The 26,959-nt window shown below is 72.3% G+C and carries 21 protein-coding genes and 2 pseudogenes; 11 read left to right on the top strand and 12 right to left on the bottom strand.

The window, feature by feature from the left end:
* Positions 1 to 11: 11 nt before the first annotated feature.
* The 5 genes from ACWD0J_RS06405 to ACWD0J_RS06425 form a co-directional block, all read right to left on the bottom strand.
* Positions 12 to 200, bottom strand: coding sequence for a hypothetical protein (locus ACWD0J_RS06405; RefSeq protein WP_451494605.1), 189 nt, complete (start codon positions 198 to 200; stop codon positions 12 to 14).
* Between the two features lie 204 nt (positions 201 to 404).
* Positions 405 to 587 (bottom strand): hypothetical protein, encoded by a 183-nt coding sequence (locus tag ACWD0J_RS06410; protein WP_451494606.1) that lies wholly within the window; start codon positions 585 to 587, stop codon positions 405 to 407.
* A 91-nt stretch (positions 588 to 678) separates the two neighbouring features.
* Positions 679 to 1,359, bottom strand: coding sequence for a class F sortase (locus ACWD0J_RS06415; protein ID WP_451494607.1), 681 nt, complete (start codon positions 1,357 to 1,359; stop codon positions 679 to 681).
* 121 nt (positions 1,360 to 1,480) lie between these two features.
* Positions 1,481 to 2,020, bottom strand: a complete 540-nt coding sequence (locus ACWD0J_RS06420) for a hypothetical protein (RefSeq protein WP_451494608.1) — start codon at positions 2,018 to 2,020, stop codon at positions 1,481 to 1,483.
* 516 nt (positions 2,021 to 2,536) lie between these two features.
* On the bottom strand, positions 2,537 to 2,713 hold the full coding sequence (locus tag ACWD0J_RS06425) for a hypothetical protein (protein ID WP_451494609.1): 177 nt from the start codon (positions 2,711 to 2,713) through the stop codon (positions 2,537 to 2,539).
* A 611-nt stretch (positions 2,714 to 3,324) separates the two neighbouring features.
* On the opposite strand from ACWD0J_RS06425, the gene ACWD0J_RS06430 reads away from it, so the two are divergent.
* The gene (locus ACWD0J_RS06430) at positions 3,325 to 4,155 is read left to right on the top strand and encodes a PP2C family protein-serine/threonine phosphatase (protein WP_451494610.1); all 831 of its coding nucleotides are present in this window, start codon (positions 3,325 to 3,327) and stop codon (positions 4,153 to 4,155) included.
* Between the two features lie 75 nt (positions 4,156 to 4,230).
* Positions 4,231 to 5,307, top strand: coding sequence for an MASE1 domain-containing protein (locus ACWD0J_RS06435; protein ID WP_451494611.1), 1,077 nt, complete (start codon positions 4,231 to 4,233; stop codon positions 5,305 to 5,307).
* Positions 5,308 to 5,527: 220 nt separating this feature from the next.
* Here the strand turns inward: ACWD0J_RS06435 and ACWD0J_RS06440 are convergent, their stop codons facing one another.
* Both ACWD0J_RS06440 and mraY read right to left on the bottom strand, forming a co-directional pair.
* Positions 5,528 to 7,066 carry a CYTH and CHAD domain-containing protein gene (locus ACWD0J_RS06440; protein ID WP_451494612.1) on the bottom strand — a complete coding sequence of 513 codons (1,539 nt, stop codon included), beginning with the start codon at positions 7,064 to 7,066 and terminating at the stop codon, positions 5,528 to 5,530.
* A 169-nt stretch (positions 7,067 to 7,235) separates the two neighbouring features.
* Positions 7,236 to 8,303, bottom strand: a complete 1,068-nt coding sequence (gene mraY / locus ACWD0J_RS06445; RefSeq protein WP_451494613.1) for a phospho-N-acetylmuramoyl-pentapeptide-transferase — start codon at positions 8,301 to 8,303, stop codon at positions 7,236 to 7,238.
* A 304-nt stretch (positions 8,304 to 8,607) separates the two neighbouring features.
* Here mraY and pgm point away from each other — a divergent pair, with 304 nt between their 5' ends.
* The 3 genes and pseudogenes from pgm to ACWD0J_RS06460 all read left to right on the top strand — a co-directional run bounded on the left by pgm (position 8,608) and on the right by ACWD0J_RS06460 (position 10,994).
* Positions 8,608 to 10,248 carry a phosphoglucomutase (alpha-D-glucose-1,6-bisphosphate-dependent) gene (pgm, locus tag ACWD0J_RS06450; protein WP_451494614.1) on the top strand — a complete coding sequence of 547 codons (1,641 nt, stop codon included), beginning with the start codon at positions 8,608 to 8,610 and terminating at the stop codon, positions 10,246 to 10,248.
* 143 nt (positions 10,249 to 10,391) lie between these two features.
* Positions 10,392 to 10,552, top strand: a pseudogene (locus tag ACWD0J_RS06455) (transposase); the annotation flags it as partial.
* A 169-nt stretch (positions 10,553 to 10,721) separates the two neighbouring features.
* Complete coding sequence (locus tag ACWD0J_RS06460; RefSeq protein WP_451494615.1) at positions 10,722 to 10,994, top strand: hypothetical protein; 273 nt, start codon at positions 10,722 to 10,724, stop codon at positions 10,992 to 10,994.
* A 203-nt stretch (positions 10,995 to 11,197) separates the two neighbouring features.
* Here ACWD0J_RS06460 and ACWD0J_RS06465 read toward each other — a convergent pair.
* Positions 11,198 to 11,440 (bottom strand): annotated as a pseudogene (locus ACWD0J_RS06465) (transposase); the annotation flags it as partial.
* A gap of 437 nt (positions 11,441 to 11,877) precedes the next feature.
* Between ACWD0J_RS06465 and ACWD0J_RS06470 the strand changes: the two are divergent.
* A complete protein-coding gene (locus ACWD0J_RS06470; protein WP_451494616.1) occupies positions 11,878 to 13,080 on the top strand; it encodes a serine hydrolase domain-containing protein in 1,203 nt (400 codons plus the stop codon).
* 283 nt (positions 13,081 to 13,363) lie between these two features.
* Here ACWD0J_RS06470 and ACWD0J_RS06475 read toward each other — a convergent pair whose 3' ends face one another.
* A complete protein-coding gene (locus ACWD0J_RS06475) occupies positions 13,364 to 14,485 on the bottom strand; it encodes a glycoside hydrolase family 53 protein (protein ID WP_451494617.1) in 1,122 nt (373 codons plus the stop codon).
* Positions 14,486 to 14,912: 427 nt separating this feature from the next.
* Between ACWD0J_RS06475 and ACWD0J_RS06480 the strand changes: the two genes are divergently transcribed.
* From ACWD0J_RS06480 to ACWD0J_RS06495, 4 genes are all read left to right on the top strand, one after another.
* The gene (locus ACWD0J_RS06480) at positions 14,913 to 16,109 is read left to right on the top strand and encodes a M20 family metallopeptidase (RefSeq protein ID WP_451494618.1); all 1,197 of its coding nucleotides are present in this window, start codon (positions 14,913 to 14,915) and stop codon (positions 16,107 to 16,109) included.
* A 27-nt stretch (positions 16,110 to 16,136) separates the two neighbouring features.
* Complete coding sequence (locus tag ACWD0J_RS06485) at positions 16,137 to 17,183, top strand: DUF5937 family protein (RefSeq protein ID WP_451494619.1); 1,047 nt, start codon at positions 16,137 to 16,139, stop codon at positions 17,181 to 17,183.
* Between the two features lie 49 nt (positions 17,184 to 17,232).
* Complete coding sequence (locus tag ACWD0J_RS06490) at positions 17,233 to 17,778, top strand: hypothetical protein (protein ID WP_451494620.1); 546 nt, start codon at positions 17,233 to 17,235, stop codon at positions 17,776 to 17,778.
* A gap of 145 nt (positions 17,779 to 17,923) precedes the next feature.
* Positions 17,924 to 20,935, top strand: a complete 3,012-nt coding sequence (locus tag ACWD0J_RS06495; protein ID WP_451494621.1) for a glycosyl hydrolase — start codon at positions 17,924 to 17,926, stop codon at positions 20,933 to 20,935.
* Between the two features lie 263 nt (positions 20,936 to 21,198).
* On the opposite strand, the gene ACWD0J_RS06500 is transcribed toward ACWD0J_RS06495, so the two are convergent.
* The 3 genes from ACWD0J_RS06500 to ACWD0J_RS06510 form a co-directional block, all read right to left on the bottom strand.
* A complete protein-coding gene (locus ACWD0J_RS06500; RefSeq protein WP_451494622.1) occupies positions 21,199 to 22,380 on the bottom strand; it encodes a S1 family peptidase in 1,182 nt (393 codons plus the stop codon).
* A 168-nt stretch (positions 22,381 to 22,548) separates the two neighbouring features.
* Positions 22,549 to 23,514 (bottom strand): YihY/virulence factor BrkB family protein, encoded by a 966-nt coding sequence (locus ACWD0J_RS06505; protein WP_451494623.1) that lies wholly within the window; start codon positions 23,512 to 23,514, stop codon positions 22,549 to 22,551.
* Between the two features lie 280 nt (positions 23,515 to 23,794).
* Positions 23,795 to 25,135, bottom strand: a complete 1,341-nt coding sequence (locus tag ACWD0J_RS06510; protein ID WP_451494624.1) for an alpha/beta fold hydrolase — start codon at positions 25,133 to 25,135, stop codon at positions 23,795 to 23,797.
* Positions 25,136 to 25,484: 349 nt separating this feature from the next.
* Here ACWD0J_RS06510 and argG point away from each other — a divergent pair, with 349 nt between their 5' ends.
* Positions 25,485 to 26,930, top strand: coding sequence for an argininosuccinate synthase (gene argG / locus ACWD0J_RS06515; protein WP_451494625.1), 1,446 nt, complete (start codon positions 25,485 to 25,487; stop codon positions 26,928 to 26,930).
* Positions 26,931 to 26,959: the final 29 nt, after the last annotated feature.

The raw sequence follows: 26,959 nt of genomic DNA on the forward strand, positions 1-26,959 counted from the left end.
CGTTCCTCCCGTCAGCCCTTCTTCGGCCGCGGCGTCGGAGGCGACAGCAGGAGGGTGGTCGAGCCGGACGACAGGGCGAGCGCCGCACATTCGCGGCTGTCGCGGAAGATGCCGTCGGCCTCGGCCGGGTCGAGTGCTGCTTCGACGTCGGCGTCGTGGATCTCGGTGACGTCGGTGACGCGAGCTTCGGTGGGAGTCATATGACCATCCCCTTCAGGAGCTTCGGTTGGGACTACATTCCGGTTCTCCTAATTCCGGCCTCTTATGCCGACAAATTAGGATAAAAGTAACTACATTGTTCAACTGTCCGCCGATGGGAAGTTCGAGGACGGAAAGTTGAACGGCGCAACTTGGCGCTGCGGGGCAGCCGCAGCACGGGCTGACCGGCACGGGCTGACCGGCGGTCAGTACCAAGCGGTCCAGGCGAGGTCGTGGCCGTCGCACACGAGCAGTGCGCGCGGGACACGGCCGTTCAGGTTGTTGCCGAGCTTCGTGCAGGCGTAGTCGATGCAGGATGGCCACACCACTTCAGGGCCCTGCCCGAGGCGCGGCGGCATATGAGGAGCGAGCGTCGTACGTCCGGCCACTCCGGCCGCCGCTCCCTCGCTCGGCGACCCTGGGAGACCCCGGCGTTCACCGGTGCCTGACACCGGTCAGGATGCGGACGCGCGGCGAGGGTCAGACCAGGTGCGCGAAGACCACCAGGTTCTCCGTGTAGTCCTGCGCCGAACGGTCGTAGTCACCCGCACAGGTGATGAGCCGGACCTGAGCCTGCGGAGTGTCTCCGTACACGCGCCGGTCCGGGAAGTCGTCCTTGTCGAACGTCTCCACACTGTCGACCACGAAGGCCGCCTTGCGCCGGTCGGCCCGCACGACCCGGAAGGTGTCGCCCTTCTCCAGCTCGCCGAGCTCGGCGAACACCGCGGGGGAGGTGGCCGTGTCGACATGCCCGGCGATGATCGCGGTGCCCGCTTCGCCGGGCGAGGACCCCTTGGCGTGCCAGCCCACGAGGTTGACGTCGTCGGCGGGCGGCGCTTCGAGCTGCCCGGTCCGGCCGACGGAGAGGTCCGTGAAGGGGGCGTCGACCGAGATCTTCGGAATGATCAGGCGCAGTGGCTTCGACCGGGGCAGGTGCTTGCCCGGCCGGAGGCCGGCGGAGGCGGCCGACGGGCTGACGGGCGCGGCGGCCTGCGCGCCCTGCGGCGGGCGGGAGGCATCTGACGGCGTGTCTCCTCCGCCGAACAGGCTCACCGCCAGTACCAGGGCGGCCACGGCACACAGCACTGCCAGCCCGACGCGGGAGCTCCGCTCGGCCGGCACCGGCTCGCTCTCGGTCGGGGAAGAAGGACCGGCTGCCATCGGACAGCACCTCACTCTCACTCGGGCACGGCAGCACAGGGGGGGGAACACACGAAAGCGGGCCGGGCCGCCGCCGTCCGCGCGGGGCGGCGGCCCGGACTGCTATCGCGTCAGGCATGGCTCAGGCCGCGTTGTGGGCCGACCTGTTGCGGCGCACCGCGTACAGACCGGTCCCGGCGACCGCCAGGACGGCGAGACCGCCCGCGGTCACCCCCGGAGAGGCGAGCGCGCCGCCACCGGTGTGCACGCCGCCGCGGGGCTTGTCGTGGTCACCGCCGTACCCGTCCTTCTCGTGGTCACCGCTGTACGAGTCCTTCTCGTGCTCGCCGTTGTAGGAGTCCTTCTCGTGCTCGCTGTCCTTGTAGCTCTCGGAGTCGTGCTTGGGGTCCTTGGCTCCCGGCTCCTGCTTGGGGTCCTTGTAGGTCTCCGGGTCGTGCTTCGGGTCCCGTGCGGTGCCCCACTCGTCCTCGTTCACCGCGGTCAGCGCACCACCACCGGTGTGCATGCCGCCGCGCGGCGTGTCGTGCTTGCCGTACTTGTCGTGCTCCTTGCTGTAGGAGGAGTCCTCGTGGTCCCAGTCGCCCGCGTAGGCGCCGGGCGCGGTGATCGCGAGAACGGCGGAGGCGGCCGCTGTGGCCAGGAGCATGCGTGTGGAGCGCATCCGGAATTCCTTCCGTCTCGGCGCGGGCAGCTGGCGTCACGTCAGCTGGACTGACCCGGCCTCGACGTGATCCACCGTCAGTCAGACCCCGGGATCCCACCACTCAAGGCGCTCACACGGGCGAACGTGCGCCCTTTCGGGGCGGGATCTCGCGCGATGGCGCCCAGCCCGGCCGGGCGACCGGCCTGCCCGTCCGCGGCCTGCCCATACGACCCTCAAGGTCCAGCGGAACCACCGCCGAGGGCGGCGACCGCCTGGGTCGCGGCGCGAGCGAGGGGCCACCGGCCGGACGGGGCGTCCGCGCCGCGTCCGAGGTGCCGCAGGCGTGCAGGGCGGGTCGCGTCGGGGAACCACAGGTGCCGTACGGCTGAATGCCGCTCGCCATCCCAACGGCGGTCGGAACCGACTGGGTTGAGTGGGGGAGGCGGACGCCGGGCCGGTCTACCCGGCTGGTCCGTTGCTCGTGTGCTCGTGCGTCAGGGGACATCGCCCGCCTCGGCGGCGGTCGAGGCCGCGTCACCATGGATGCCGGCCTGTCGTCGCGCGGGCATCCGGCTCCCGCGCCGGCGGAGCACCGTTCGGCTCGTCGGTGTCGGTGTCGGTGTCGGTGTCGGCGTCGGTGTCGGTGTCGGCGACGTTCGGCGACGTCCGGTGGCGGAAGCCGGCCACGCCGTCCCGTGCGACCGGTCCCACGGTCGCGTCGAGGGCATGCGCCCGTACGCGTGCCCTACGCCCACCCGGCCGCCGTCGAGCCACAGTGCACGCAGCCCACGCAGCCCACGCAGCCCATGTATGCCGTACCCACCTGCGCCCGGCCCTGACGGACTTTCTCGACCCGCACGGCGGGAAGCCCGAGCACGCTGGGCGGGCGGGCCGACCGGGCGGGCCGACTGGGCGGGCTGGGGCGCGCATCGGGACGGTCCGACCGGGCCGGACCGGCGCGTGAGGACCGCGTCGGCCGCGCGGACGGACAGGGCGGCTGCCGTCGGTCCACGCCGGTCTCCTCGCGCGGCGCTGCCCGGTCCGCGGCCCTTCCGCCACGACCGGCCGCGATCCTCGCCTGCGCCTGCGCCTACGCCCATGCCCCCCGCCTGCGCCTGCGCCTGCGCCTGCGCCTGCGCCCACGCGCGGCGCGTCGTCGCCGTCGTCCTCGTCGGTGCCGGGCCGGCAGAGCCGCACAGCACGAGGCCCGCGACCGCGGCGGGCCGGGGATTCCAGGGGAGGCCCCGACATCGCTATCATCCGATAAGGACCATTTGGGGATATCGCCCCCGAACGGGTCAACATCCTCCCCGGAGCGATCAATGTCCCGCACGCGCCCCACGGACGACGGCGACGAGCTGCTGACCAGGCTCGGATCGCTGACCGCGCAGGCGCGCGAGCACGCGGAACTGCAACGTTCCCGGGTCGAGCTGGCCATCGCCCTGCAGCGCGGCATGCTGCCCACGGACATGCCCACGGCGCCCCGCTACCACCTCGCGGTCCGCTACGCCCCGGCCTGTCACGGCCTGAACGTGGGCGGTGACTGGTACGACGCCTTCACGATGCCCGACGGCCGCATCGGACTGTCGATCGGCGACGTCCAGGGCCACAACATCGAGGCCGCCGCCTTCATGGGGCAGGTGCGGGTCGGACTGCGCGCACTCGCCTCCGTCACGAGCGAGCCCGGCGAACTCCTCGCCCGGACCAACGACCTGCTCCTGTCCCTCGGCACGGAACTGTTCGCCACCTGCACCTTCATGCGCCTCGACCCGTCCACCGGCGTGCTGGAGAGCGCGCGGGCCGGACACATCCCGTGTGTCTGGGCCACCGCGGACGGACGGTCCGGCATCGCCGGCGGGGGAGCGGGCCCGCCCCTGGGCATCCAGGAGGGGATGACCTACCCGGTGACCCGGCACCGGCTCACCACGGGCGGAGTGTTCGTGCTGCTCACGGACGGCGTGGTGGAAGGCCCCCTGCTGGAGGTCGACGAAGGGCTGGACCAGGTGGTCCGGCTCGCGGGCGTCGCCGCGGTGGCGGGCATGACGGCGGACTCGCTCGCCGCCGCCGTGCTCAAGGGCGCCGACCGCGTGGGCCACGAGGACGACGCCGCGGTGCTGGTCCTCGGCTACGACGGGCCCGAGGATCAGCCGTAGGGCGGGGCCCGAAGGTCAGCCATAGAGCGGCACGCCACGTCTCCCGCCTCGCCGGGAGCGCGGCACCGGTGTCTTATGGCTGGTGTGGTGAGTACCCAGGATCTGCGCCGGCCTGGCGTCTTCGCCCTCCGGACGCTGGCGGTCGCCGCCTGCTACTACGCGGCGGGGCGGCTGGGACTTCTGCGGAACCTGGCCGTCGAGGGCGCTGTCTTCACCCCCATCTGGCCGCCCACAGGCGTCGCGGTGGCCTGCCTGCTGATCTTCGGGCTGCGCGCCTGGCCCGGCATCGCCCTCGGTGTCCTGCTCATCATCGGGCACCTCACCTCGCTGCGGCCCGAGGTGCTCGGCAACCTGCTGGGCAACACCGCTGCCCCCGTCTGCGCCTACCTGATGCTGCGCAGAGTGGGCTTCCGTACGGATCTCAGCCGGCTGCGGGACGGCCTCGCCCTGGTGTTCCTGGGCGCCCTGACCGGCATGCTGATCAGCGCCACCGTCGGCGTCGGCATGCTCGTGATCACGGACCAGATCGCCATGGACAGCTTCTGGCCGGTGTGGCTGGCCTGGTGGGTGGGCGACGCGATGGGCGTCCTGATCGTCACCCCGCTCCTGCTGTTGCTGCACGGGGCCCGCCTGCCGCTGCGGATGTCCCGGTGGAAGGAGGCCGCGGGGCTGACCGTCATCGCCTGTGGTGTCGTCCCGCTGGCCACGCACAACGAGGCCAGTCTGCTGTTCCTCGTCTACCCGCTGCTGATCTGGGCGGCGCTGCGCTTCCAGCTGGCCGGGAGCATGCTCTGTGCCCTGTTCACGTCCGTCATGGCCACCGTCGCCGCGACGGACGAGGTCGGGCCTTTCGACCGGCTGAGCCGCATCGAGGTGATGATCAAACTGCAGGCCTTCAACGGCTCCATGGCCCTGACCGCCCTGCTCCTGTCGGCCGTGATCACTGAGCAGCGCAACACCCGGCGTTCGGTCGAGCGGGCCTGCCAGGAACTGGTCGAAGTCCTGGAGCACCTCACCGCGAACGACACCCCCCGCACGCAGCCGCCACGAGAGATCCAAGAGATCCAAGAGATCCAAGAGATCCAAGAGATCCAAGAGACCCGGGAGAGCCGAGACACCGACGACCCCCGGCACCGGCCGGGGGAGAACTGATCATCGTGGGCCGGCAGGGGCGGCACGTCACCCCTGCCGGCCGAGAGGCCGGGGTGCGGCCTCGACGGCGACCAGTCGCCGTGGGCCCGCGCGCGTGCCGCCCCGCCTTCAGGCCAGACCCGCAGGTACACGGGCCCGCGGGTACGCGGGTACGTACGCAGGCCAAGGACGCAGGCCAAGGACGCAGGCCAAGGACGCCGGCCTTCGGGCCCTCCGCCCCTCAGTGCTTGATCGCCTCGCGCAGCGCCGGCTCCGAGGCGCGTTCCCACACCCCTGGCAGCTCTCGCTGCCGATCGCCGGCCACCGCCTGCTCGCGTCCGTACAGAAGCCCCCACGTGAAGCTCGCCTCACCCACCACGCCGGCCGCTACGGCCAGGCGCCGCAGCTCGTGGCGGGCCACCACGCTGTCCTGGTGTTCGCCGAGCACCTTCTGCACGGCCTGGACGCGCTTCCCGAGACGCTTGACGGGCTTGCCGAGCGCGGCGCGGGCCGGTTCCGTCGCGTACCGGGCCTTCTTGGCCGCCTTGCGCGCCTGGTGCAGGTCCGTGTCCCGGTCCGCCTCTGCCGGCAGCTCCAGAGCGGCCGCGACCCTGGCGGCGAACCGGTCGTACTCCTTGAGGACCGCCCTGGCGGCCACGGCCTCCGGCTTCCGGGCGGCCTTGGGGCGCAGCGCAGGCCGCGCGACCAGTTCGGCCAGCGCGTCCAGCAGGGCCAGATAGCGCGCCGAGGCGAGGGCGTCCTGCGTGCGGGTCCGGGCCTCGGAGCTCTTGGTGACGTGCCACGCCTGGAGCCGGGCGGTGACGGGACCCAGGACCAGTTCCCGCGGCAGGGCCCCGACCCGTGTGCTGAGCCGCTCCTGGAGCACCTCGTGGTCGCGTTCCGCGCCGAGCTCGCCGGCCAGCCACCTGAGCTCCTCGCGGACGGGATCGGTGGCCTCGCGGTCCAGGACCGAACGGTAGGACCGCAGCACACCGCGCAGCCGACGGCAGGCGACCCGCATCTGGTGCACCGAGTCCGGCAGGTTCCGGCGGACCGAGGGATCGAGGTCCACCAAGGTCCGCACCTGCTTCTCCACGTACCCGAGGAGCAGGTCGCCGGCCGAGCCGGGCACCACGTCCTCGGCGCGGGCGTCCGGCAGGCGGGGCGCGCCCACCGCCGTCTCCTCCAGCGCCCGGGCCAGCTTGGAGGGACCGGACAGCCGCTCGACGCCGTGCTTGCGCAGCCTCTTGTCCAGGGCCCGCAGCAGCGCGGGGTCGGCGTCCCCGGCGAGTTCGACCTCCAGCTCCGTCCACGAGGCCCGGGTGGCGCCGGCCAGCAGGGACTCGGCGTCGACCGCGTCGATGCTCAGCTCGGCCAGCACGGTGCCCTCGTCGTCGATCAGTTCGCGCCTGCGGCGCTCGGTGCGGATGCGGACGACGGGCCGCACGTCCGCGCCCCGGGTGCGGGAGACCATCAGCTCACGCAGCTCGTCCGGGACCGCGTCGGACAGCGGGGCGCGCACCTCCTCCCGGCTGTCGCCGGACAGGGGCAGCTTGAGGTGCCAGCCCGCATCGGCCCCGCCGGTCCTGCGGCGCAGGGTGGCCGAGGCGCCGGCCAGCCGCAGATCCACGGTGTCGTAATACACGGCGTCGAGATCGTCGGTGCCGCGGTCCTCGACGGACGCGACGCCGTCCACGTCGGTGAGGTCGGGCAGCCAGGAGGTGTCGTCGGCCGCCGGGGCCGCGTACTTGCGTTCGGTCTCACGTATCGACTGGGCCATATTCTGTGCGTACTCGTATCAGCACGGATCAAACCCCGCAGAGCTCCCCACCCTGCCCGGACGACGTGCGGCGGCGAGGTCGTGTCGCCGGTCCTGCCCACGGCCCCAGGGCGCGCGAGGCGGGAGGGCGAGGCCGCGCAGCTCCGTGCGCCGCAGCGGCCGGCCCGCCTCAGCCCGCCGCCCACCCGGCGTAGAACAGGCCGAGGCCGACGATCACGCACATGCCCTGGATGGTCCAGAAACGGACCACGACCAGTACTTCGGACCAGCCTTTGAGTTCGAAGTGATGCTGAAGCGGCGCCATCTTGAAGACCCGCTTGCCGGTCATCTTGAACGAGCCGACCTGGATGACCACGGACAGCGTGATCAGTACGAACAGGCCGCCCAGCAGGACGAGCAGCAGCTGGGTGCGGGAGCAGATCGCCAGTCCGGCCAGGGCGCCGCCGAGGGCGAGCGAGCCGGTGTCCCCCATGAAGATCTTGGCGGGTGAGGTGTTCCACCACAGGAACCCGAAGCAGGCTCCCATCAGCGCGGAGGCGATGACGGCGAGGTCCAGCGGGTCGCGGACCTCCATGCAGGCGGCGGGGTCGGTGAGGTTCATCGCGTTGGCGCAGGAGTTCTGGAACTGCCACAGGCCGATGAAGGTGTATCCGCCGAAGACCATGACCGAGGCGCCGGTCGCCAGCCCGTCCAGCCCGTCCGTCAGGTTCACCCCGTTCGACATGGCCAGGATCATGAACAGGGCCCACACGACGAACAGCACGGGCCCGAGGGTCCAGCCGAAGTCGGTGACGAACGACAGCCTCATGGAGGCCGGGGTCTGACCGCGTTCGTCCGCGAACTGGATGGCCAGGACGGCGAACACGATGCCGACGATCAGCTGCCCGGCCATCTTCGCGCCGGCCCGCAGCCCCAGCGAACGCCGCTTGACGATCTTGATGTAGTCGTCCAGGAATCCGACCACGCCCATGCCCGCCATCAGGAACAGCACCAGCAGACCCGGGTAGGTCACGCTCTCGCCGGTGATGATCTTGGTCAGGGCGTACGCGACGAGGGTGGCCAGGATGAAGGCGATGCCGCCCATCGTCGGCGTGCCGCGCTTGCCGTGGTGGCCGCGGGGCCCGTCGTCCCGGATGAACTGCCCGTACCCCTTGCGGGCCAGCAGTTTGATCAGCAGCGGGGTGCCGAGCAGGGTCAGAAAGAGGCCGACGGCCCCGGCGAACAGGATCTGATTCATCGGACGGCTGTCTTCCCCTCGGCTACGTTCCCGCACGGGGCGCCTCACCGGCCTCACCGGCGACCCCGCCCACACCTTATGCACAGGCGCGATCCCGGCAGCGGGCGGGTACTTGACCTCTCACCGGCCTCTGCGCGTGCCGCCGAACCCGCTGTCCCGTCCCGGTGCGGCCCTCCGCCCGGCTGTGCCGAAGGCCGTCCGCGCGGCCCGGCGACCGGTGAACCGGGGGCGGACTCGCGGAACGCGGCCGTGACGAGGAAAGATGGGGGCGTCAGCGTAGGTCGAACGATGTGTGGGAGCGGGCATGCAGCACGAGCGAGCGGGCAAGCCGGCCGATCCGGCGGACCTCGTCGATGTCGCCCAACTGGTCACCGCGTACTACGCGTTGCACCCCGATCCGGCCGAGCCGGGGCAACGCGTCGCGTTCGGGACGTCCGGACACCGCGGATCGTCGCTGTCGGTCTCGTTCAACGAGGCCCACATCGCGGCGACCAGTCAGGCCATCTGCGAGTACCGCGCCGGCCAGGGCACCGACGGTCCCCTGTTCCTGGGAGCCGACACCCATGCCCTGTCGGAGCCGGCGAGGGTCACCGCCCTGGAGGTGTTCGCGGCCAACGAGGTGACCGTGCTCATCGACAGTGCGGACGGCTACACGCCCACCCCCGCGGTCTCGCACGCCATCCTCACCCACAACCGCGGACGGACCTCGGGCCTCGCCGACGGCGTCGTGGTCACGCCCTCCCACAACCCGCCCGCCGACGGCGGCTTCAAGTACAACCCGCCGAGCGGCGGCCCGGCCGCCTCCCAGGCGACGACCTGGATCCAGGACCGGGCCAACGAGATCATCGCGAACGGCCTCAAGGACGTCCGGCGCGTCCCCTACGCGCGGGCGCTCGCCGCCGAGGGCACGGGCCGCCACGACTTCCTCGGCGCCTACGTCGCCGACCTGCCGAGCGTCCTGGACCTGGACGCGGTCCGCGCGGCCGGTGTCCGGATCGGCGCCGACCCGCTGGGCGGCGCGTCGGTCGCCTACTGGGGCCGGATCGCCGAGGAGCACCGGCTCGACCTGACCGTGGTCAACCCGCTCGCGGACCCCACCTGGCGGTTCATGACGCTGGACTGGGACGGCAAGATCCGGATGGACTGCTCGTCGCCGTTCGCCATGGCCTCGCTCATCGAGCAGCGCGACCGTTTCCAGATCGCCACCGGCAACGACGCCGACGCCGACCGGCACGGCATCGTCACGCCCGACGCGGGGCTGATGAACCCCAACCACTACCTGGCCGCGGCGATCTCCTACCTGTACGCGCACCGCACGGGGTGGCCCGCCGACGCGGGGATCGGCAAGACGCTGGTGTCGTCCGGGATGATCGACCGGGTCGCCGCCGACCTGGGACGCCGGCTGGTCGAAGTGCCCGTCGGGTTCAAGTGGTTCGTGGACGGGCTCGTCGACGGGTCGCTCGGTTTCGGCGGCGAGGAGTCGGCCGGCGCGTCGTTCCTGCGCCGCGACGGCTCGGTGTGGACCACCGACAAGGACGGCATCATCCTGGCGCTGCTCGCCTCCGAGATCCTCGCGGTCACCGGGAAGACGCCGTCGGAGCACTACACCGCGATGACCGCCCGTTTCGGCGAGCCCGCGTACGCGCGCATCGACGCACCCGCGACGCGCGAGGAGAAGGCCCTGCTCGGCAAGCTCTCGCCCGCCCAGGTCAGCGCGGACACCCTGGCCGGCGAAGCGGTCACCGCCGTACTCACCGAGGCGCCCGGCAACCAGGCGGCCATCGGCGGCATCAAGGTGACCACCGCCAACGCCTGGTTCGCGGCACGCCCTTCGGGCACCGAGGACGTCTACAAGATCTACGCCGAGTCGTTCCTCGGCCCCGACCACCTCGGTCAGGTGCAGGAGGAGGCCAAGGCGGTGGTCCGCTCGACGCTGGCCGGCTGAGCACACCGGACCGGCACCCGGCACCGGCGGTCGTCGACCTCGCCGGGCGACGGTGGGTCGTGCGGTGCGCGGAGACCGTCCGGTGCCGGGCCACGGCGTGTGCGGAGATCCCCGCGTAGCCGCTGGGGCCCGTGGCCGCAGGCGACACCGGCCGACTGCGGCGGGCCCTCGCCGCGGTGCCGCTGTCGTGGGCTGCTGACCACCGGCTCGTCCCGGCCATCGCATCACCTGCTGGCTGCGGCCCGACGGCCACACCTCACCACAGCGGATCCTGTGCCATACCTGCGGCCGGGTCGAAGCCCAGGGTCGGAATGGAGATCGTCGCTCTGAGCGCTGTCGGGCAGTGGGACGACCTATGCTTTCGGCATGTCATCAGCCAGAGGCCATGCGGACCGTGTGCGAGTGACGTGCGGGCTGCCGGCCGGACGCCCTCCGCGTCAGACCGGGTGATCACAGGGTTGTCGTGGTGGTGGATGACCACTCCGCTTATCTTGCTGACCCCTGTGATCGCATCTGCGATGGGAGCTCCGGAGGTACGGGAGGAGTTCGGCGAATTGTTCGCGCTGGTTGCTGTGATCAGTGCGGTGGCCGCGTCGGCCACGGGGTTCACTCTGGCGCTCGGAGGCCATCGACGGCAAGCTCGCCGGCGCTTCGCGATCATGGGAGTCGTGTCCAGCGTGTCGGTTCTCCTCTTCTGGGTCTTCGGAGTGCTGCTCGCGGAGTGTTCTGATGGTTATCACTGCTAGAAGGTCGATGAAGATCTTGGTGAGGGGCTGTCCGGCCGTCAGGCCGGACAGCCCCTGCGGTCATGTACCGGCTGGTGCGATGTGCCAGGTGCCGCTGGTGTGGGTGAGTCCGAGGTTGATCAGTCGGCGGAGGTTGAGGGCGGCGGCCCGGGTGTGGAGCCAGGTGTCGTTCTTGATGGTGCCGCGGTAGCGCAGTGGACGATCTAGGCGACGGCGCGTTCGACCGGTGGCCGCCAGCGGCGGTAGTCGGCCTGCCAGCCGGGGTCGGTGGCGGCCTGGTGGCGGGCGGCTGTCTGGAGGTCGTGGTGGGGCCGGATGGTCAGGATGCGTCCGGGCTTGGCTTTGGTGCACCGCTCGCGCAGGTGGCATCCGGTGCAAAAGTCCCCGAAAGAGGCTTTGCGTTGGTGGTGCTGCCCACCGGGGTCGGACAGGGCCACGGCGTGTCCGGCCGGGCAGGAAGATCAGATCCTGGACTTACCTGCCGGGTAAGGGATCTGGCGTTCTCGTAGACCCCCTTCAGCCGCAACGCCGGAAAGCTGCTGACCGGCTCGCCGCCCAACAGGCATAGAGCTCCTGGCCTCGGCATTGGTTGAGGCCGATGGTTTCGGCCCCGGTTGCGGCTTGCGTCCCCCGGCAAGCGGGCCGGAGCTGACCTCGGCACGACTGGCCCGACCCGGGCGGAACCCGGGGGGCCACCCGGTGCTCGCATCGCCGCAGGGAACGCGCGGGGCGAGCCCCGGGCAGGTGAGCCGAACGTCTCGGACCGCCCGGGTGCCCGTGCGGGTGCGGGGTGGCGCTGGGCCGTATGCAGCAGTCCGAGGGGCGGGCGGCAGGTGCCGCCGGTGAGGCTGAACCGCAGTACCGCCCACTCCCAGGAGCCCCAATGCCTCTGCGTTCCGCGCCGCGCCCGCGCCGCGCCGCCCTCCGGCCGAGGCTGTGGACGACGGCCGTCCTCGCCGCCTGTCTCGCCGCGCTGGCCCCGGCCGCCGTGAGCACGGCCGCCGACGCCGCCCCCGGCACGTCCCACGACCAGGAGCTGCGCGGTCAGCTCGCCCGGCTGGTGCGCGCCCCCGGCGGCCCGCCCGGCGCCATCGCCCTGCTGCGGAACGGCAAGGACGTCCGCGTACTGCGCGCCGGTGTCGCCGACCTTCGTACGGGACGCCCGCCCCGCCCGGACGACCATATGCGCGTCGCGAGCACGGCCAAAGCCTTCAGCGGAGCGGTGGCGCTGTCCCTGGTCGACCGTCGCGACCTGCGGCTGGGCGACACCCTGCGCAAGCGCCTGCCCCGCCTGCCCGCTGCCTGGGGCTCCGTGACACTGCGCCAGCTGCTCAACCACACGAGCGGCCTGCCGGATTACACCGAGGACCCGGCGTTCCGGGCCGAGATCGCGGCCGACCCCCGGCACCGCTTCGACTCCCGTCGCCTCCTCCGCTACGTGGCCGACGAGCCGCTTCGGTTCCGGCCGGGTTCGCGCTACCGGTACTCCAACTCCGACAACATCGCCGTGGCGCTGATGGCGGAAGCGGTCACCGGCAAGCCGTACGAGCGACTGCTGCGCGAGCTGGTCAACCGGCCGTTGGGCCTGCGCGCCACCAGCCTCCCGCACGGGTACCGGATGCGTGAGCCGTACCTGCACGGCTACGACGTGAGCCCGTCGGCGCTCCCGGAGGACGTCAGCGAGGTCCTCAGTACCTCCGGGGTCTGGGCCTCGGGCGGCATCGTCTCCACCCCGGCCGACATGACCCGCTTCATCAGCGGCTACGCCGGGGGAGCGCTGTACGGCGGGAAGGTGGTGCGCGAGCAGCGGCGCTGGATCGCCGGCGCGTCCGAGCCTGCGGGCCCGGGACGCAACACCGCGGGACTGGCGATCTTCCGCTATGCGACGCGGTGCGGTGTGGTGCTGGGCCACACCGGGAACTTCCCCGGCTACACCCAACTGGTGGCCGCCACCCCCGACGGCCGCCGCTCGCTGACGTTCTCCGTCACCACCCAGATCAACCAGTCCTCGGACCCGGAGGGGTTGCTGCGGCTGCGCGCCGTCCAGGAGAACTTCGTCTGCGCCCTGCTGAAGGACCGACGCTGAGTCGCCCATCCGGACACCAGGCTACGTAGAGTACGAGTATGGGTGCGCCGCGTATGACTCTGCGGACCCAACTGGTCCTGCGGGTCTCACCCTGAACAGCCGACAATGGTCAGCGCCCCGGCGTACCGCAGACTCCCGACACCAACTGGCTGCCTCGACTGGCTGACGCGACTCGACGCGAGCGGCGCCGCCTCGGGCGACGCCGCTCGTTCCCCGTTTCAGCCGTCGGTCCGCAGCCGAAGGGTGTCCCGCCCGACCGCGCCCGTCACGTCCGTTCCCGGCGCTACGGCGTCCACTTGATGTTCGGGTTCACCTGGCCGGTCCAGTTGAAGATGGCCATGTTGTCCCAGCCGTTGCCGCTGTTGTTGATGTCGGCCGGATCCCACCCGTTGCCGGGCACCGCGTACCAGGTGGGCTCCCAGTAGAAGACGCCGATCGCGCCGGCGGTGCGGGCCGTGTTCTGGACGGCGGTGAAGTTGTCGGCCTGCCCCTGCCAGCTGAGCGGGTAGCCCGAGCAGCCGGTGGTGATGGAGTTGCCGGTGCCGTCCGCGTTCGCCGAGGTGAACGGGTAGGCCGTCTCGGCGATGACGACGTCCTTGCCGTACCGCGACTTCATGTCGGACACCACGCTGCCCATGTTGGCCAGTGTGCCGTGCCACGGGCAGTAGTAGGACAGCCCGGTGATGTCCCAGCTGACGCCCTTGGCCTTGATGCCGTCATAGAACCAGCGGGCGTGCGCGTCGCTGTCCGAGTTGGCGGTGTGAATGATCACCTTGGTGGCGCTGTTGCACGCCTTGGTCGCGTTGTACCCCGACTTGAGCAGCAGGCTGAGGTTGGTGAAGTCGTTGTTGACCACCTTGCCTTCGTCCCACAGCATGCCGACGTTGATCTCGTTGCCGATCTGCACGCTGTCCGGGGTGGTGCCCTGGGACTTGAGGCTGTTGCAGACGTCGTAGGTGTAGTTGTAGACGTCCGTCTGCAGCTGGTTGATGCCATGGCTCGCCCACGCCGCGGGCTTGTACTGCTTGCCCGGGTCCGCCCAGGTGTCCGAGTAGTGGAAGTCGACCAGCAGCTTGAGGCCCTTGGCCTTGACCTGCTTGGCGTACGCCAGCACCTTGGCCTTGTTGTTGTAGCCGCTGGCGGGGTTGTTCCAGACCCGCAGGCGGACGTAGTTCACGCCGAGGCCCTTGAGGACGTCGAGCGGGTCCCTGGCGGTGCCGCTCGCGTCGTAGTACTTGGCACCGAGGTCGAGGGCGCGTTGCGCGGTCGAGACGTCGGCGCCGAGCATGCTCAGCGAGTTCGCGGCAGAGGCGCTCGTGGGCGTGGTGAGCAGGGACGCGGGCAGGGCGACTGCCGCCAAGAACAAGGCGAGCTTCACGGTGCGGCCTGGACCGTTCACGGTCATCCCGACCTCCTTTGATCAGACGGGGCGAAGCCGGGCCGACAGGCCTGACATGCGCATGTAGGGGTGTCCGTGAACGTTCACAGTAAGGGAGGTAACAGGCACTGTAAATATGTGTGTCACCTGGATTTCCACCTGTTGGCGGGCGTTCCGGCGAGGTGTCCTGACTGGGTACGTGCACAGTCCATGACCAGCGCTCCCGCAGCCGAGCCGGTCGGCCACCGCATACGGGAAGACGGGTGCGCCCGCGACGGGGAGGCGATCCCGGGCCGCGGGGGAGAGGCCGCGCCGCCCAGGGTTACCTGGGAAGCGGTAACCCGGCGCCGCTCCGGCCGTCGGGGCCGCAGTCTCGTCGTATGCGACGCGTGAGGCGTGTCGCTCGGTCTCGTCCGACGGGAGCCCCATGTCCGCCATGCCTGCCAAGTCCGCCATGCCTGCCACGTCACCCTTGCTGGAGAAGCTGGTCACCGAACTCACCGCGCTGCGGCCCCGGATGGAGGCGGTGAGCCTGGCCGTCCACGGGCGGCCGGAGCTGAAGTTCGCCGAGTTCCACGCCCGGGACGTGCTGACCGGCTGGCTCGCGGAGGCGGGCTTCTCGGTGACGGCCCCGGTGGGCGGGCTCGACACCGCCTTCGTGGCGGTGCACGGGAGCGGGCGGCCCGGGCCGTACGTCGCCGTTCTCGCGGAGTACGACGCCCTGCCCGGGGTCGGGCACGGCTGCGGGCACAATCTCATCGCGGCCGGCGGGGCGGCGGCCGCGATCGGTGTCGTACGCGCCCTGCCCCGGCATCCGGGCACGGTCGCCGTGATCGGCACGCCCGGAGAGGAGATGGGCGGCGCGGGCAAGGTGCGGCTGGCCGAGGCCGGGGTGTTCGAGGGCGTCGACGCCGCGGTGATGTTCCACCCGGGCGACCGTTCGCTGACCGCCGCGCACGCGCTGGCGGCGGCGCATCTGCGGATCGCCTTCACCGGTGTGAGCGCGCACGCCGCGAAGTCGCCCTGGGAGGGACGCAGCGCGCTGGCCGCCGCCCAGCTGTTCCTCAACGCACTCGACGCCATGCGGCAGTTCGTGGAGCCGAGCGCCCGGATCCATGGGATCGTCTCGGACGGCGGGCAGGCCCCGAACGTCGTACCGGCCCGCGCCGCCGTGGACCTGTACGTACGGGACCGTACGGCGGCCTCGGCCCGTGCCCTGGTGGAGCGGGTGCGCGCGGCCGCGGTGGGCGTGGCGCTCGCCACCGAGACGCGGGCGGAGCTCTCCGAGACCGGTCCGCTGTACGCGGAGCGCCGCAACAACACCGTGCTCGCGGAGCGGTTCGGGGAGGCGGTGCGGGCGCTCGGCGTGGACATCGCGCCCGGCGACCAGGACAGCCCGGCCGGCTCCTCCGACATCGGCAACCTCTCGCAGCTGCTGCCGGTCATCCATCCGTACGTCCAGGTCGCCCCGGCCGGGACGCCGAGTCACTCGGAGGCGATGTGCGCGGCGGCCGCGACCCCCTTCGCCCACGACCGCACGCAGATCGCGGCGGCGGGCCTGGGTGCGGTCGTCGCCGGCCTGCTCACCGAGCCCGGACTGCCGGAGGCGGCGTGGGCGGAGTTCGTGGCGGGAGCCGAGGTGCTGACGTGAGCGGGCCGCGGACCTACACTCCCGGTCATGCCGGTCGTGATCGTCCTGGAAGGGGCCGCCCCCGACCGCTTCGCCGTCACCGTGTCGCCGCTCGCGGAGCTCGCGGCGAGTCTGCACGTGCTGACCGGGCACGCGCACCACACCGAACACGCACCCTGGGCCGAAGAGGTCGCGCGGTCCGCCCCGCCCGCCTTCCGGGCCGGCCTGCGACGGTTCGCACCGCTGTGGACGGCGCTGCGCTGGCGGGGCTTCTACCCGGGGCTCGACGTCTCCCTGGACCGGTTGTCGCTGGACACCTTCGCCGAACTCACCGCCTACACCTGCGCCAGCGGCTACCGCGGCTTCGGCTTCGACCGTGTCCGCCACGACCCCGCGCAGGCCGCCGCACTGCGGCAGGCCGCCTCCGGCCTGCCGGAACCGCATCCGGCCCTCGCCGAGGACCTGTTGCGCGACCCCGAGGCGCTGCGCGGGGACGTCCTCGACTTCCTCGGTCTGTGCCGGGTGGTCTTCTTCGGTTCCCTGTGGCGGGAGACCGAGCCGACGCTCACTCTCGCCGCGCGCCGCGTGCGGCAACGGCTCGCGGACGAGGGGCCCGCGGCGGCCCTGCTCTCGCTCAGCACCTCCAGCGCCCGGCTGGACGGACCCGCACGCGTCGTTTTCGACAAGGTGCACCACGCGGTGATCAGTCCGGTCCGTACGCCCGTACTGCTGATCCCCACCAGGTACGGAGCCCCGCACCTGCTCGTGAAGGACGAGCCGGGCCTGCCGCCGGTCGTGCACTTCCCGGTCGACGCACCGGAGGTGGGCGTCACCCTGGCCCGCAGCCGCATGCTCGCGCTCACCGATCCGCGCCGGGTACGGCTGTGCCGGCTGATCGCCCGGCAGGCCATGACCACCGCCGACCTCGCGGACCGGCTGCGGATGACCCGCCCTCAGGTCTCCCGCCATCTGCGCACCCTGCGCGACCTGGGCCTCGTACGCGTGGAACGCAACGGCCGCTACGTCCACTACTGCCTCGACCTCACCGCTGTCGAGCGCCTCGGCCGGGACGTGGCGACGGCGCTCCAGTACTGACCGCGCCGACGCCCGTCGCAAGGGTCTTCCTCAACCCGGGAGTTCAGTCATGACCGGCTCTATGACACGCCGTTACCCGATCGTCCGGCATCGCGAGCTGTGGCCGTCCCTCCCGTGGAGCGCGCTGCGCCGGCGGCCCCTGGTCGCCGGGGCGGACGAGATCCTCGTGTACCGGACCGGCCGGGACACGTACACGGCCGGCACGGTCGACGCCTCCCTGGCGGCGCGCGCCACCGCCGTGAGCGTCGTCGACCTCAGGCGCGACGTGACGCTGGTCGTCGCGTGGACGCTGGCGGCGCGCGACTCGGCGCTGGACTTCCCGGTCCTGGTGACCTACCGCTGCACGGTCGTCGATCCGGTCGCGGTCGTGCGGGCCGGAGGCAGTGACGCCGTCCGGAACACCCGCCGCTTCCTCACCCGGGACCGCGCGCCGTCCGGGTTCCGCGGTGCCTACGCGCCCGGTGACGAGCGGGGCCTGCGCGAGGCCCTGACCGCGCGGCTCGCGGCGCGGCCGGCCCGAGGGACCGTCCCCGGAGTGCGGGTGCTCGCCGACGTGCAGGTGGGGCCCGCGGACCTGCACGCCATGGAGGCCTGAACCCGGGCCGCGGGGCGGGGCGCCTGCCCTTCGAAGCACCCATGGAACTTGCTGAGCACCGACCCCTTGCCCCTTGCCGAGCCCTCGGTTTACCGTTCCTGCGTTCGCATGTGATTGAAACGATTCAATTAACTTGGGGCGACACATGCAGAAGTTCATCTCGCGGCGCGGCGGGGTCTCTCGGCGCGCGGTCCTGGCGGCCTCGCTGGCCACCGGAACCGCCGCGGCGCTCGCGGCGGCCGGCCCGACGGGCGCCGTCGCCGCTCCCCTGACCGGGCGTCAGGACCTGTCCGGCGACTGGTTCGCGCGGGCGCCGCGCTCGGTACGGCCCAAGGTCCGCTGGTGGTGGCCGGACGGCCTGGTCGAACCGGCCGAGATCGCCCGCGAGATCGACCAGATCGCCGATGCCGGCTTCGGCGGGGCCGAGATCGCCGCCGTCCACCACAGCATCAAGGACAAGTCCGTCCTGGACACCGCGCACCACGGCTGGGGCAGCACCCCCTGGCGCGAGGGCGTCGAGGCGGCCCTGCGCCAGGCGGCCCGGCGCGGTCTCACCGTCGACCTCACGCTCGGCCCCAGCTGGCCCGTCGCCGTCCCCGGCGTCACCCCCGACGACGACGCGGCGGCCCAGGAACTCGCCCACGGCCGCGTGGAGGTGGCCGCCGGCACGACCTACCGGGGTCCCGTTCCCGAGCCGGTGCACGAGGCCGCCGCCGGTGTCACCCGGCGGCGTCTGCTCGCCGTCCAGGCCGCCCGCGTCGAGCCCGCCAACGCCACCCGCAAGGAGACCGGTCTCGATCTCGCGAGCGTCCGCGACCTCACCGCGACCGTCCGCGACGGCGCCCTGACCTGGACCGCCCCCGCGGAAGGCGACTGGGTGCTGATCTCCTACTGGCAGCGCGGCACCGGCCAACAGCCCGAGTCGGGCCCGCACTCCGCCCCGGCCGCCCACGTCGTCGACCACTTCGGTTCCGCCGGAACCGCCGCCGTCACCGGCTTCTGGGAGCGCACCGTCCTCACCGGCACCGTCCGGCGGCTGCTCAAGGCCGCGGGCGGCGCCTTCTTCGAGGACTCCATCGAGCTGGAGACCGACTCCCTCGTGTGGACCACCGCGCTGCCCGACGCCTTCGAACGGCACACCGGGCATTGCCTCCTGCCGTACCTGCCCGCCCTCGTCCTCGACAGGAGCAACCAGGTCTTCGCCTTCGAGGCCCAGGTCACCCGGCAGATCCGGCACGACTTCTGGGAGACCGTCACCGGCCTGTTCCACACCCACCACGTCACCGCCCTGCGCGACTGGGCGCACCCGCTCGGCATGGAGCTGCGGGCACAGCCGTACGGCCTGCAGACCGACGCGATCGCCTCCGCCGCGCTCCTGGACATCGCCGAGGGCGAGTCGCTCGGCTTCAAGAACCTGGACGACTACCGCAGCCTGGCCGGCGGGCGGGACATGGCCGGGCACACGGTGCTGTCCTGCGAAGCGGGCGCGTACAACGGCTCCGCGTACAGCACGACCTGGGACAGGTTCCTGCGCACGATGGGCGGCGCCTACGCGGCCGGCGTCAACCAGACGGTCGTGCACGGCTTCTCGTACGCGACCGCCCCCGGCGTGAGCTGGCCCGGCTTCGCCGCCTTCAGTCCGTACAACGGCGCCTCCGGCTACGGCGAGTCCTGGGGGCCCCGGCAGCCCACCTGGCGGCACGTCGAGGACATCGCCGGCTACCTCGGCCGCGTCCACCAGGTCCTGCAGACCGGCACCCCGCGCGCCGACGTGGCCGTCTTCCGGCAGACCGGCTACACCGCCACCGGCATCGGCGCCTCCTGGTTCACCTCGACCGGCGTACCGCTCGGCTGGACCCACCAGTTCCTCAGCGGCCCGCTCCTCGACCTGCCCGGCGCCCGCGTCTTTGACGGCCGCCTCGCCCCGGACGGCCCCGCCTACAAGGCCCTGTTCGTCGAGGGCGACTTCTTCTACGGCTCCACCCCGACCGTCGCGCTCGCCGACGCCCGCAAGCTGCTGAAGCTGGCCCGGGCGGGGCTGCCGATGGTGCTGCTCGGTGCCTTCGGCCAGGCGCTCACGCCGGGCGTGCCCGGCCAGGACGAGACGGACCGGCTGCGGGACGTCCTCGCCCGCCTCCTCGCCCTGCCGCACGTCAGAGCCGTCACCGACAAGGCCGCCGTCGGCGCCGCCCTCACCGCCCTCGGCGTCACCCCCGACGCCCGCTACGCCACCTCCTCCACCCTCCTGAACTTCCACCGCGTCAGCGGCGACACCGACTTCTACTACCTCTGCAACGGCAAGCACGCCGAGACCGTCAAGCCGCCCGTCGCGGCCATCGACCACGACGTCACCCTGCGCCGCACCCGGCGCGGCCCCACCGTCCCCTACCTCCTCGACCCGTGGACGGGAGCGGTGAGGCGCATCGGGCGTTACACCGAGGACGGCGACGGCGTCACCGTGCGCGTCACCCTCGACCCCGGCCAGGCCACGGTCGTCGCGCTCGGCCGGCCCGGACTCTTCGGGGACCGCGCCGGCACCCTCCCGCACGCGGTGGCCGGCGACGCCGACCGCCTGCTGTTCACCGACCGCGGCCTCGCCGTGCGCGTCTCGGCCCCGGGCACGTACACCACCCGCCTCTCGCAGGGCCGTACGGTGACCACCACCGTGCGCTCGGTGCCCGCGCCCGTCACACCGCAGCGCTGGCAGCTCGACGTCGAGGACTGGTGCCCCGGCTCCCAGCCGACGCGCACCGACATCGTCCGGCGCACGCTCACCCTCGACACCCTGCTGCCCTGGTCGCAGATCCCCGAACTGGCCGACTCCGCGGGGGTGGGCCGCTACCGGACCACCGTCGGGCTGCCTTCCGGCTGGACCTCGGCGCACGGCGCGTACCTCGAACTGGGCCAGGTCGGCGACACCTTCCGGGTCACCGTCAACGGCACCCGGCTGCCGCCCGCCGACCGGCTCCGCCCGGTCGTCGACCTCGGCGGACACCTGCGGCCCGGCGACAACGTGATCGAGGTCGAGGTGGCGACCCCGCTCATCAACCGGCTCCGGGCGGCCCAGCCGGGCGTCTTCGGCGCCGTCGCCCGCCAGGCGTACGGGCTCATGGGCCCCGTCCGCCTGGTGCCGTACGCCCAGCACACCGTGGGCTGACCGCTCCGCCTCACGGACAGGGGACGCATCCGGGCCATGCCACGGATGCGTCCCCCGTCCCGGCGAGCCGGACGGGTCAGGGCCTGACGCCCACCCCGGTCCACAGGCTGACCTCGGCGTCCGTGGGCGCCCGGGCCGCGGCTGTTCCGCGCGGCCGGGCGGGTTTGCGCGCGGCCTCGCCGGAGCCCGGACGCGGGACCACGGCGAGCCGGTGGCCGCAGGAGCACGCCGGATGCCCGGCGGACCCTTTGGCCGTCGCCGGTTCAGGCGGTGTGCAGCGTGAGCCCGTAGCGGGCGAGGATCTCGTTGACCGGCTGGTACCAGGTCTCCCCGCCGCCGGAGCAGTTGCCCCAGCCTCCGGAGGTGACGCCTTGCGCCTGGTCACCGCTGATGAAGGAGCCGCCCGAGTCGCCGGGTTCGGCGCAGACGCTGGTCTTCGTCATCTGGTGCACCGCGCCCTGGCTGTAGTTGACCGTCTCGTTCTTGGCCAGCACCGTGCCGCAGTGCCAGTGCGTGGTGGAACCGGAGCGGCAGATCGAGGCGCCCACCGGGGCCTCGGCCGAGCCGCGCACGAGCTGGTCCGGGACCGTGCCCCAGCCGAGGACGACCGGCACCGTCCACCAGCCGCTGCCCACGCTGACCCACGCGTAGTCGTTGTCGGGGAACGAGGAGCCCTGGAAGGTCCCGACGTAGGAGCGGTCCCAGCCGCTGACCCCGGCGCCCGCCCCGCCGCAGTGCCCGGCGGTGACGAACCCGCCGTGGACCGAGAAGCCTATGGAGCAGCGGACGTTGCCGGTGTAGTAGGGGTCACCGCCCACTGTCCCGGCGGCGAACGTCTCGGGCGCGTGGGACACCGTCCGGACCGTGACCGGGCCGGCTTCGCGGGCCCGGGCGAGGAACCGCTGGACAGCGTGGTCGGTTTCCTGGTCCTCGACCACGTTCACCACCACCGCGTTGGCGGCCGGGTCGACGGACCAGCTGCTGACACCGGCCGGTGCCCGCAGGCGGTCGACACGCGCCTTGGCGGCGTCCAGTCGGCGCGCGCTGTGCTCGACGGTCCGTACGTGCGCGCCGGTGGCCCGGACGGCCCGGACCGTCGTGGGGGCGGCGTCCGAGGTGACCGCCACGGTCAGCCGGTGGCTGTCGGCGTCGAACCACGAGCCGCCGTAGGCGGCTCCGGCGGCCAGGCGTGCCGCGGGTTCGAGGTCGGCGGCGTGGCGCTCCGCGGCCAGTCGGGCCTCGGCCTCGGCCCTGGAGAGGCCGAAGTCCCGTTGCATGGCCCGGATCAGACCCGGTGAGGCGGTCGCGGAATCGGATGGGGAGGCGGCGGAAGCGGGGGACGCGGGGGAGTCGCTCGCCGCGGCCGGCAGGGTTCCCGCCGCGGCCCAGCTGCCGAGCGTGAGGAGAACGGCCAGGCAGGCGTGCTGGAGTCTGGTGCGTCTCATGGATGGTGCCTTTCGTCGTTCCAGCGAGGTGGGGGCGGAACAACGCGAGTGAGAGCGCTCTCTTCGGCGTTGGGCAGAGCTTAGCTCCAGGCTGCTGTCAGGTCCATACCAACGGAGTCGGGTGCCGACGCGGTCAGGTCCGGGCGGCTGACGGTTGGTGACGTCGTGTCACGCACCCGGTCCCGGGTCAGGGTGCACGGCGGACTGGATGCCGGCGCGGGCCGCTTCGAGTTGGGCGGCGAACGCGATGCCGAGGAAGAGCGCGACGGCGGTGAGGTTGGCCCACAGCAGCAGGGCGATGAAGGCGGTGAGCGGACCGTACACGGCGCCGAAGGCGCCGCTCTCCTCCACGTACAGCGCGAGCAGCCACGTGGCCGAGACCCACAGCAGGAGGTGGACGGCCGAGCCGAACGCCAGCCAGGTGTAGCCGGGCTGGACCCGGCGGGGCGACCAGCGGAAGATCACCGCCGAGGCCACCCAGGCCAGGGCGAGCCCCACCGGGATGTCGAGCACGCCCCACCACTGCGGCCCGCCGTCCTTCCACCCGGCGGTGTGCGCCACCGCGTCACCGACGGCCTCGCCGGTGACGAGCACGACGAACCCCAGGACCATGGGCATGCCGGCCGTGAGCGCGAGCACCAACGCGCGCGCGTACTTGCGCGGGAACGGACGGTCGCGCTCGATGCCGTAGATGCGGTTGGCGCCGCGCTCGATCTGGCCCATGGCCGAGGCGAGGTTCAGCAGGGCGAAGCCGAGCCCGAGCCACAGGGCGAGCGTGCTCCAGGCGCCGCCCTGGGCGCTGCGCCGCGTCCCGTCGAAGGCGTCCGCGACGACATCGGCGCTGGCTCCGGGCACGATCTGGCCGAGGGCGAGTTCGATGATCCGGCCCACGGCGTCGGTGTGCACCGAGGTGGCCAGACCGACCAGCGCCACGGTGAACGGGACCAGGCCGACCACCACTTGGAAGGCGAGGGCGCGCGCGTTGGTGAAACCGTCGGCGTAACGGAACCGGGTGAAGGAGTCGACCAGCAGCCGCAGCCCGCCGTAGTGGCGCAGGGCGGTGAACGCCTCGTCACCGGAGAGCTCGTCCCCGATCATGTCCCGGGTCTGCGGGACGTGGACGGTGGTTCCCATGGCGCGGACGCTCCTTGTCGTGCGGTGGCTCCGCTGTCCGGTTGCCCCGTGAACCGTCCCGTCCGACCCGCGGGCTGACTCTACCTCGGCAGCGTCGACGTCTCGGTGGGCGAGGGGGGGCGGGGGCCGGGAGAGCGAGCGGAACGAGCAGAACGAGGGCGTACCCGTCATGGCACGCAGGCAGACGTGCGCCGAGCGGGCCGCGTCAGGCGGCCCGCTCGGCTGGGTTGCGGCGTGCCGCCGCCGGGCGGCCACGCGGGTGGGGCGGACCCACCGCCTCTCAGGACTTCGAGGACAAGCCGGAGCAGTTGGACGTGGCGGGCTTGCCGGTGAGGCGGTCGGTGAGCCAGGAGACGGCCTCGCCCTGGTCGGTGAGCAGGGGAGCGAAGTGGTTGATCAGCGCGCTGCCCACGTCGGGCAGGGCCACGGCCTTGTAGGTGACGTCGGCGCCCTCGCGGCACCAGTCGACGGCGAGCTGGCGGGCCTGCGCGTGGGGTACGAGGTTGTCGCTGGTGCCGGTCGCCAGGCGGACGGGACCGCTCGGCCGCATCGTGCCGATGCGCTGGTCGTCGAGGAACGCGCGCAGCGCGGGTTCGGCCGCGATGATGTCGCCGATCGGCCGTCCGTCGGTGGTCCAGCCCGTGCTGCGCACCGAGTTGTAGGCGAACAGGGCGTCACCGACGCACATCGTCGACAGGTCGGTGAGTGCGGCGCGGCCCGCGGCGTTGAGGTGGGCGTCGGCGATCGGCCGCAGGGTGGGGTCGGACTGCAGGAAGCCGTTGACCGACCAGCCCAGGGCCCCGGCGAGGTCACTGCCGTCGATGGCTTCGGTGACGTCGGCCAGGTCGGCGGGCGGCGCTCCGGAGTAGGTCCCGGCGAGCGTGACGTCGGGGGCGTAGGCGGCTTGCAGCTCGGCGGCGGCCGCGGTCGCGCCACCGCCCTGGCTGTAGCCGAAGAGGGCCACGCGGGAGCCGGCGGTGACCGAGGCCCCGCTTACCGAACGAGCCGCGCGGACGGCGTCCAGGACGGCGTGGGCCTCGTCGACGCGGTTGACGTAGGTGTGCAGGCGGTCCGTGGCACCCAGCCCGGCGTAGTCGGTGACCACGACGGCGATGCCCTTGGCGAGCAGGCGGTAGATCGCCAGGTTCTCGTAACCGACGGAGACGGTCTGCCCGTTGAGCCGGAGAGGGTGCTCCAGGCCGAGTGAGGCGGCGCACTGGTCGCCCTGCCCCATGGTGCCGGGCGCGACGGCGACCAGTGGCCGTGCGCCGTTGCCCTGCCAGGCGGCGGCCGGCTCGATGTAGGCGCCGGTGACCGCCACGGGCCGGCCGTTGGAGTCCGTCGACTTGTACATCAGACGGGTGGCCGTGCCGGGCAGCGGACCGCTGACGCCGGGCAGGCTCAGCGCGAGCGGGAGAGGTTCGCTGCGGACCAGGGCGCCGTCGGCGGCCGGCAGGGTGGCGGGCGGGTTGTAGAACGTGGGGATGGTGACGCCGCGTGAGATCACGGCGTCGGTGGCCGTTGGCGCGGTGGCCGGGGCAGCGGTGGCCGGGGCGGCTGTGGCGCCGAGACAGGCGGCAGCGGTGACGGCTGCGGCCACGATGCGGGCGGGAGCGGGCATGACGGACCTCCGGGGGGAGGGAGGCCGAGCTTCGCGTGCGGCTCGGGCGGCTGACGGTCCGATGGGACGGCTGTGGCGGCGTGGGTGCCCGGTCGTCCCACCGCGCGCATCCGCCGCTCTTAGACGCCTTGTCAGGACGGTAGCGGCGAGAGTGTTACCGGCGGTAGCACTCCGAAGGTTACGGTTCGGTAATATGCCGCCGGTGCGGGCGTGAGGGGTCGGTTCGCCGGTAGCGGACCTGTCGTGACGGGGGCGCCCGCGCCATGGCGGCCTCCCTCGCTCTTCGCCCCGCCCGAAGGGCACCTGGACCGCCTTTGCATTGTCATGCGGGATTCTGCATAATCTTCCTATGTCTAAGGTCCTCACCTCCCTTCCCGCCGGCGAGCGTGTCGGCATCGCCTTCTCAGGCGGTCTCGACACCTCCGTCGCGGTCGCGTGGATGCGCGACAAGGGCGCCGTCCCGTGCACCTACACCGCCGACATCGGCCAGTACGACGAGCCCGACATCGCCTCGGTGCCCGGCCGTGCGCAGACCTACGGCGCCGAGATCGCGCGCCTGGTCGACTGCCGCGCGGCGCTGGTCGAGGAGGGCCTGGCCGCGCTCACCTGCGGAGCGTTCCACATCCGCTCGGGCGGGCGTGCCTACTTCAACACCACCCCGCTCGGCCGCGCCGTCACGGGCACCCTCCTGGTCCGGGCGATGCTCGAGGACGACGTCCAGATCTGGGGCGACGGGTCGACCTTCAAGGGCAACGACATCGAGCGGTTCTACCGGTACGGCCTGCTCGCCAACCCGCACCTGCGGATCTACAAGCCCTGGCTGGACGCGGACTTCGTGACCGAGCTCGGCGGCCGCAAGGAGATGTCGGAGTGGCTGCTCGCCCACGGCCTGCCCTACCGCGACAGCACGGAGAAGGCGTACTCCACCGACGCCAACATCTGGGGCGCCACCCACGAGGCCAAGACCCTGGAGCACCTGGACACGGGCGTGGAGACCGTGGAGCCGATCATGGGCGTGCGGTTCTGGGACCCCGAGGTCGAGATCGCCGCCGAGGACGTGACGATCGGCTTCGACCAGGGCCGCCCGGTGACGATCAACGGCAAGGAGTTCGCCTCCCCGGTCGACCTGGTGACGGAGGCCAACGCCATCGGCGGCCGTCACGGCCTGGGCATGTCGGACCAGATCGAGAACCGGATCATCGAGGCCAAGAGCCGCGGCATCTACGAGGCGCCCGGCATGGCCCTGCTGCACGCGGCGTACGAGCGCCTGGTCAACGCGATCCACAACGAGGACACCGTGGCCCAGTACCACAACGAGGGACGGCGCCTGGGCCGCCTGATGTACGAGGGTCGCTGGCTGGACCCGCAGGCGCTGATGGTGCGCGAGTCGCTCCAGCGCTGGGTCGGCTCCGCGGTCACCGGCGCGGTGACGCTGCGGCTGCGGCGCGGTGAGGACTACTCGATCCTCGACACCGCCGGCCCGGCGTTCAGCTACCACCCGGACAAGCTGTCGATGGAGCGCACCGAGGACTCCGCGTTCGGCCCGGTGGACCGGATCGGCCAGCTCACGATGCGCAACCTCGACATCGCCGACTCGCGCGCCAAGCTGGAGCAGTACGCCGGGCTCGGCCTGATCGGCACCGCCAATCCCGCCATGGGGGCCGCCCAGGCGGCCGCGACCGGGCTCATCGGCACCATGCCGGAGGGCGGCGCGGAGGCCATCGCCTCCCGTGGCGAGGTCTCCGAGGACGAGGCGATGCTGGACCGCGCCGCGATGGAGTCCGGCACCGACTGACCGGAGTCCGGCACGGACCGGCACCGGGC

It is taken from the genome of Streptomyces sp. NPDC003011 (assembly GCF_053591515.1).

Excerpts from the sequence above, each read along its gene's own strand:
- ACWD0J_RS06405 (WP_451494605.1), bottom strand. The coding sequence starts at position 200 with ATGACTCCCACCGAAGCTCGCGTCACCGACGTCACCGAGATCCACGAC.
- ACWD0J_RS06415 (WP_451494607.1), bottom strand. The coding sequence starts at position 1,359 with ATGGCAGCCGGTCCTTCTTCCCCGACCGAGAGCGAGCCGGTGCCGGCC.
- ACWD0J_RS06420 (WP_451494608.1), bottom strand. The coding sequence starts at position 2,020 with ATGCGCTCCACACGCATGCTCCTGGCCACAGCGGCCGCCTCCGCCGTT.
- ACWD0J_RS06430 (WP_451494610.1), top strand. The coding sequence starts at position 3,325 with ATGTCCCGCACGCGCCCCACGGACGACGGCGACGAGCTGCTGACCAGG.
- ACWD0J_RS06435 (WP_451494611.1), top strand. The coding sequence starts at position 4,231 with ATGGCTGGTGTGGTGAGTACCCAGGATCTGCGCCGGCCTGGCGTCTTC.
- ACWD0J_RS06440 (WP_451494612.1), bottom strand. The coding sequence starts at position 7,066 with ATGGCCCAGTCGATACGTGAGACCGAACGCAAGTACGCGGCCCCGGCG.
- mraY (WP_451494613.1), bottom strand. The coding sequence starts at position 8,303 with ATGAATCAGATCCTGTTCGCCGGGGCCGTCGGCCTCTTTCTGACCCTG.
- pgm (WP_451494614.1), top strand. The coding sequence starts at position 8,608 with ATGCAGCACGAGCGAGCGGGCAAGCCGGCCGATCCGGCGGACCTCGTC.
- ACWD0J_RS06460 (WP_451494615.1), top strand. The coding sequence starts at position 10,722 with ATGACCACTCCGCTTATCTTGCTGACCCCTGTGATCGCATCTGCGATG.
- ACWD0J_RS06470 (WP_451494616.1), top strand. The coding sequence starts at position 11,878 with ATGCCTCTGCGTTCCGCGCCGCGCCCGCGCCGCGCCGCCCTCCGGCCG.
- ACWD0J_RS06475 (WP_451494617.1), bottom strand. The coding sequence starts at position 14,485 with ATGACCGTGAACGGTCCAGGCCGCACCGTGAAGCTCGCCTTGTTCTTG.
- ACWD0J_RS06480 (WP_451494618.1), top strand. The coding sequence starts at position 14,913 with ATGCCTGCCACGTCACCCTTGCTGGAGAAGCTGGTCACCGAACTCACC.
- ACWD0J_RS06485 (WP_451494619.1), top strand. The coding sequence starts at position 16,137 with ATGCCGGTCGTGATCGTCCTGGAAGGGGCCGCCCCCGACCGCTTCGCC.
- ACWD0J_RS06490 (WP_451494620.1), top strand. The coding sequence starts at position 17,233 with ATGACCGGCTCTATGACACGCCGTTACCCGATCGTCCGGCATCGCGAG.
- ACWD0J_RS06495 (WP_451494621.1), top strand. The coding sequence starts at position 17,924 with ATGCAGAAGTTCATCTCGCGGCGCGGCGGGGTCTCTCGGCGCGCGGTC.
- ACWD0J_RS06500 (WP_451494622.1), bottom strand. The coding sequence starts at position 22,380 with ATGAGACGCACCAGACTCCAGCACGCCTGCCTGGCCGTTCTCCTCACG.
- ACWD0J_RS06505 (WP_451494623.1), bottom strand. The coding sequence starts at position 23,514 with ATGGGAACCACCGTCCACGTCCCGCAGACCCGGGACATGATCGGGGAC.
- ACWD0J_RS06510 (WP_451494624.1), bottom strand. The coding sequence starts at position 25,135 with ATGCCCGCTCCCGCCCGCATCGTGGCCGCAGCCGTCACCGCTGCCGCC.
- argG (WP_451494625.1), top strand. The coding sequence starts at position 25,485 with ATGTCTAAGGTCCTCACCTCCCTTCCCGCCGGCGAGCGTGTCGGCATC.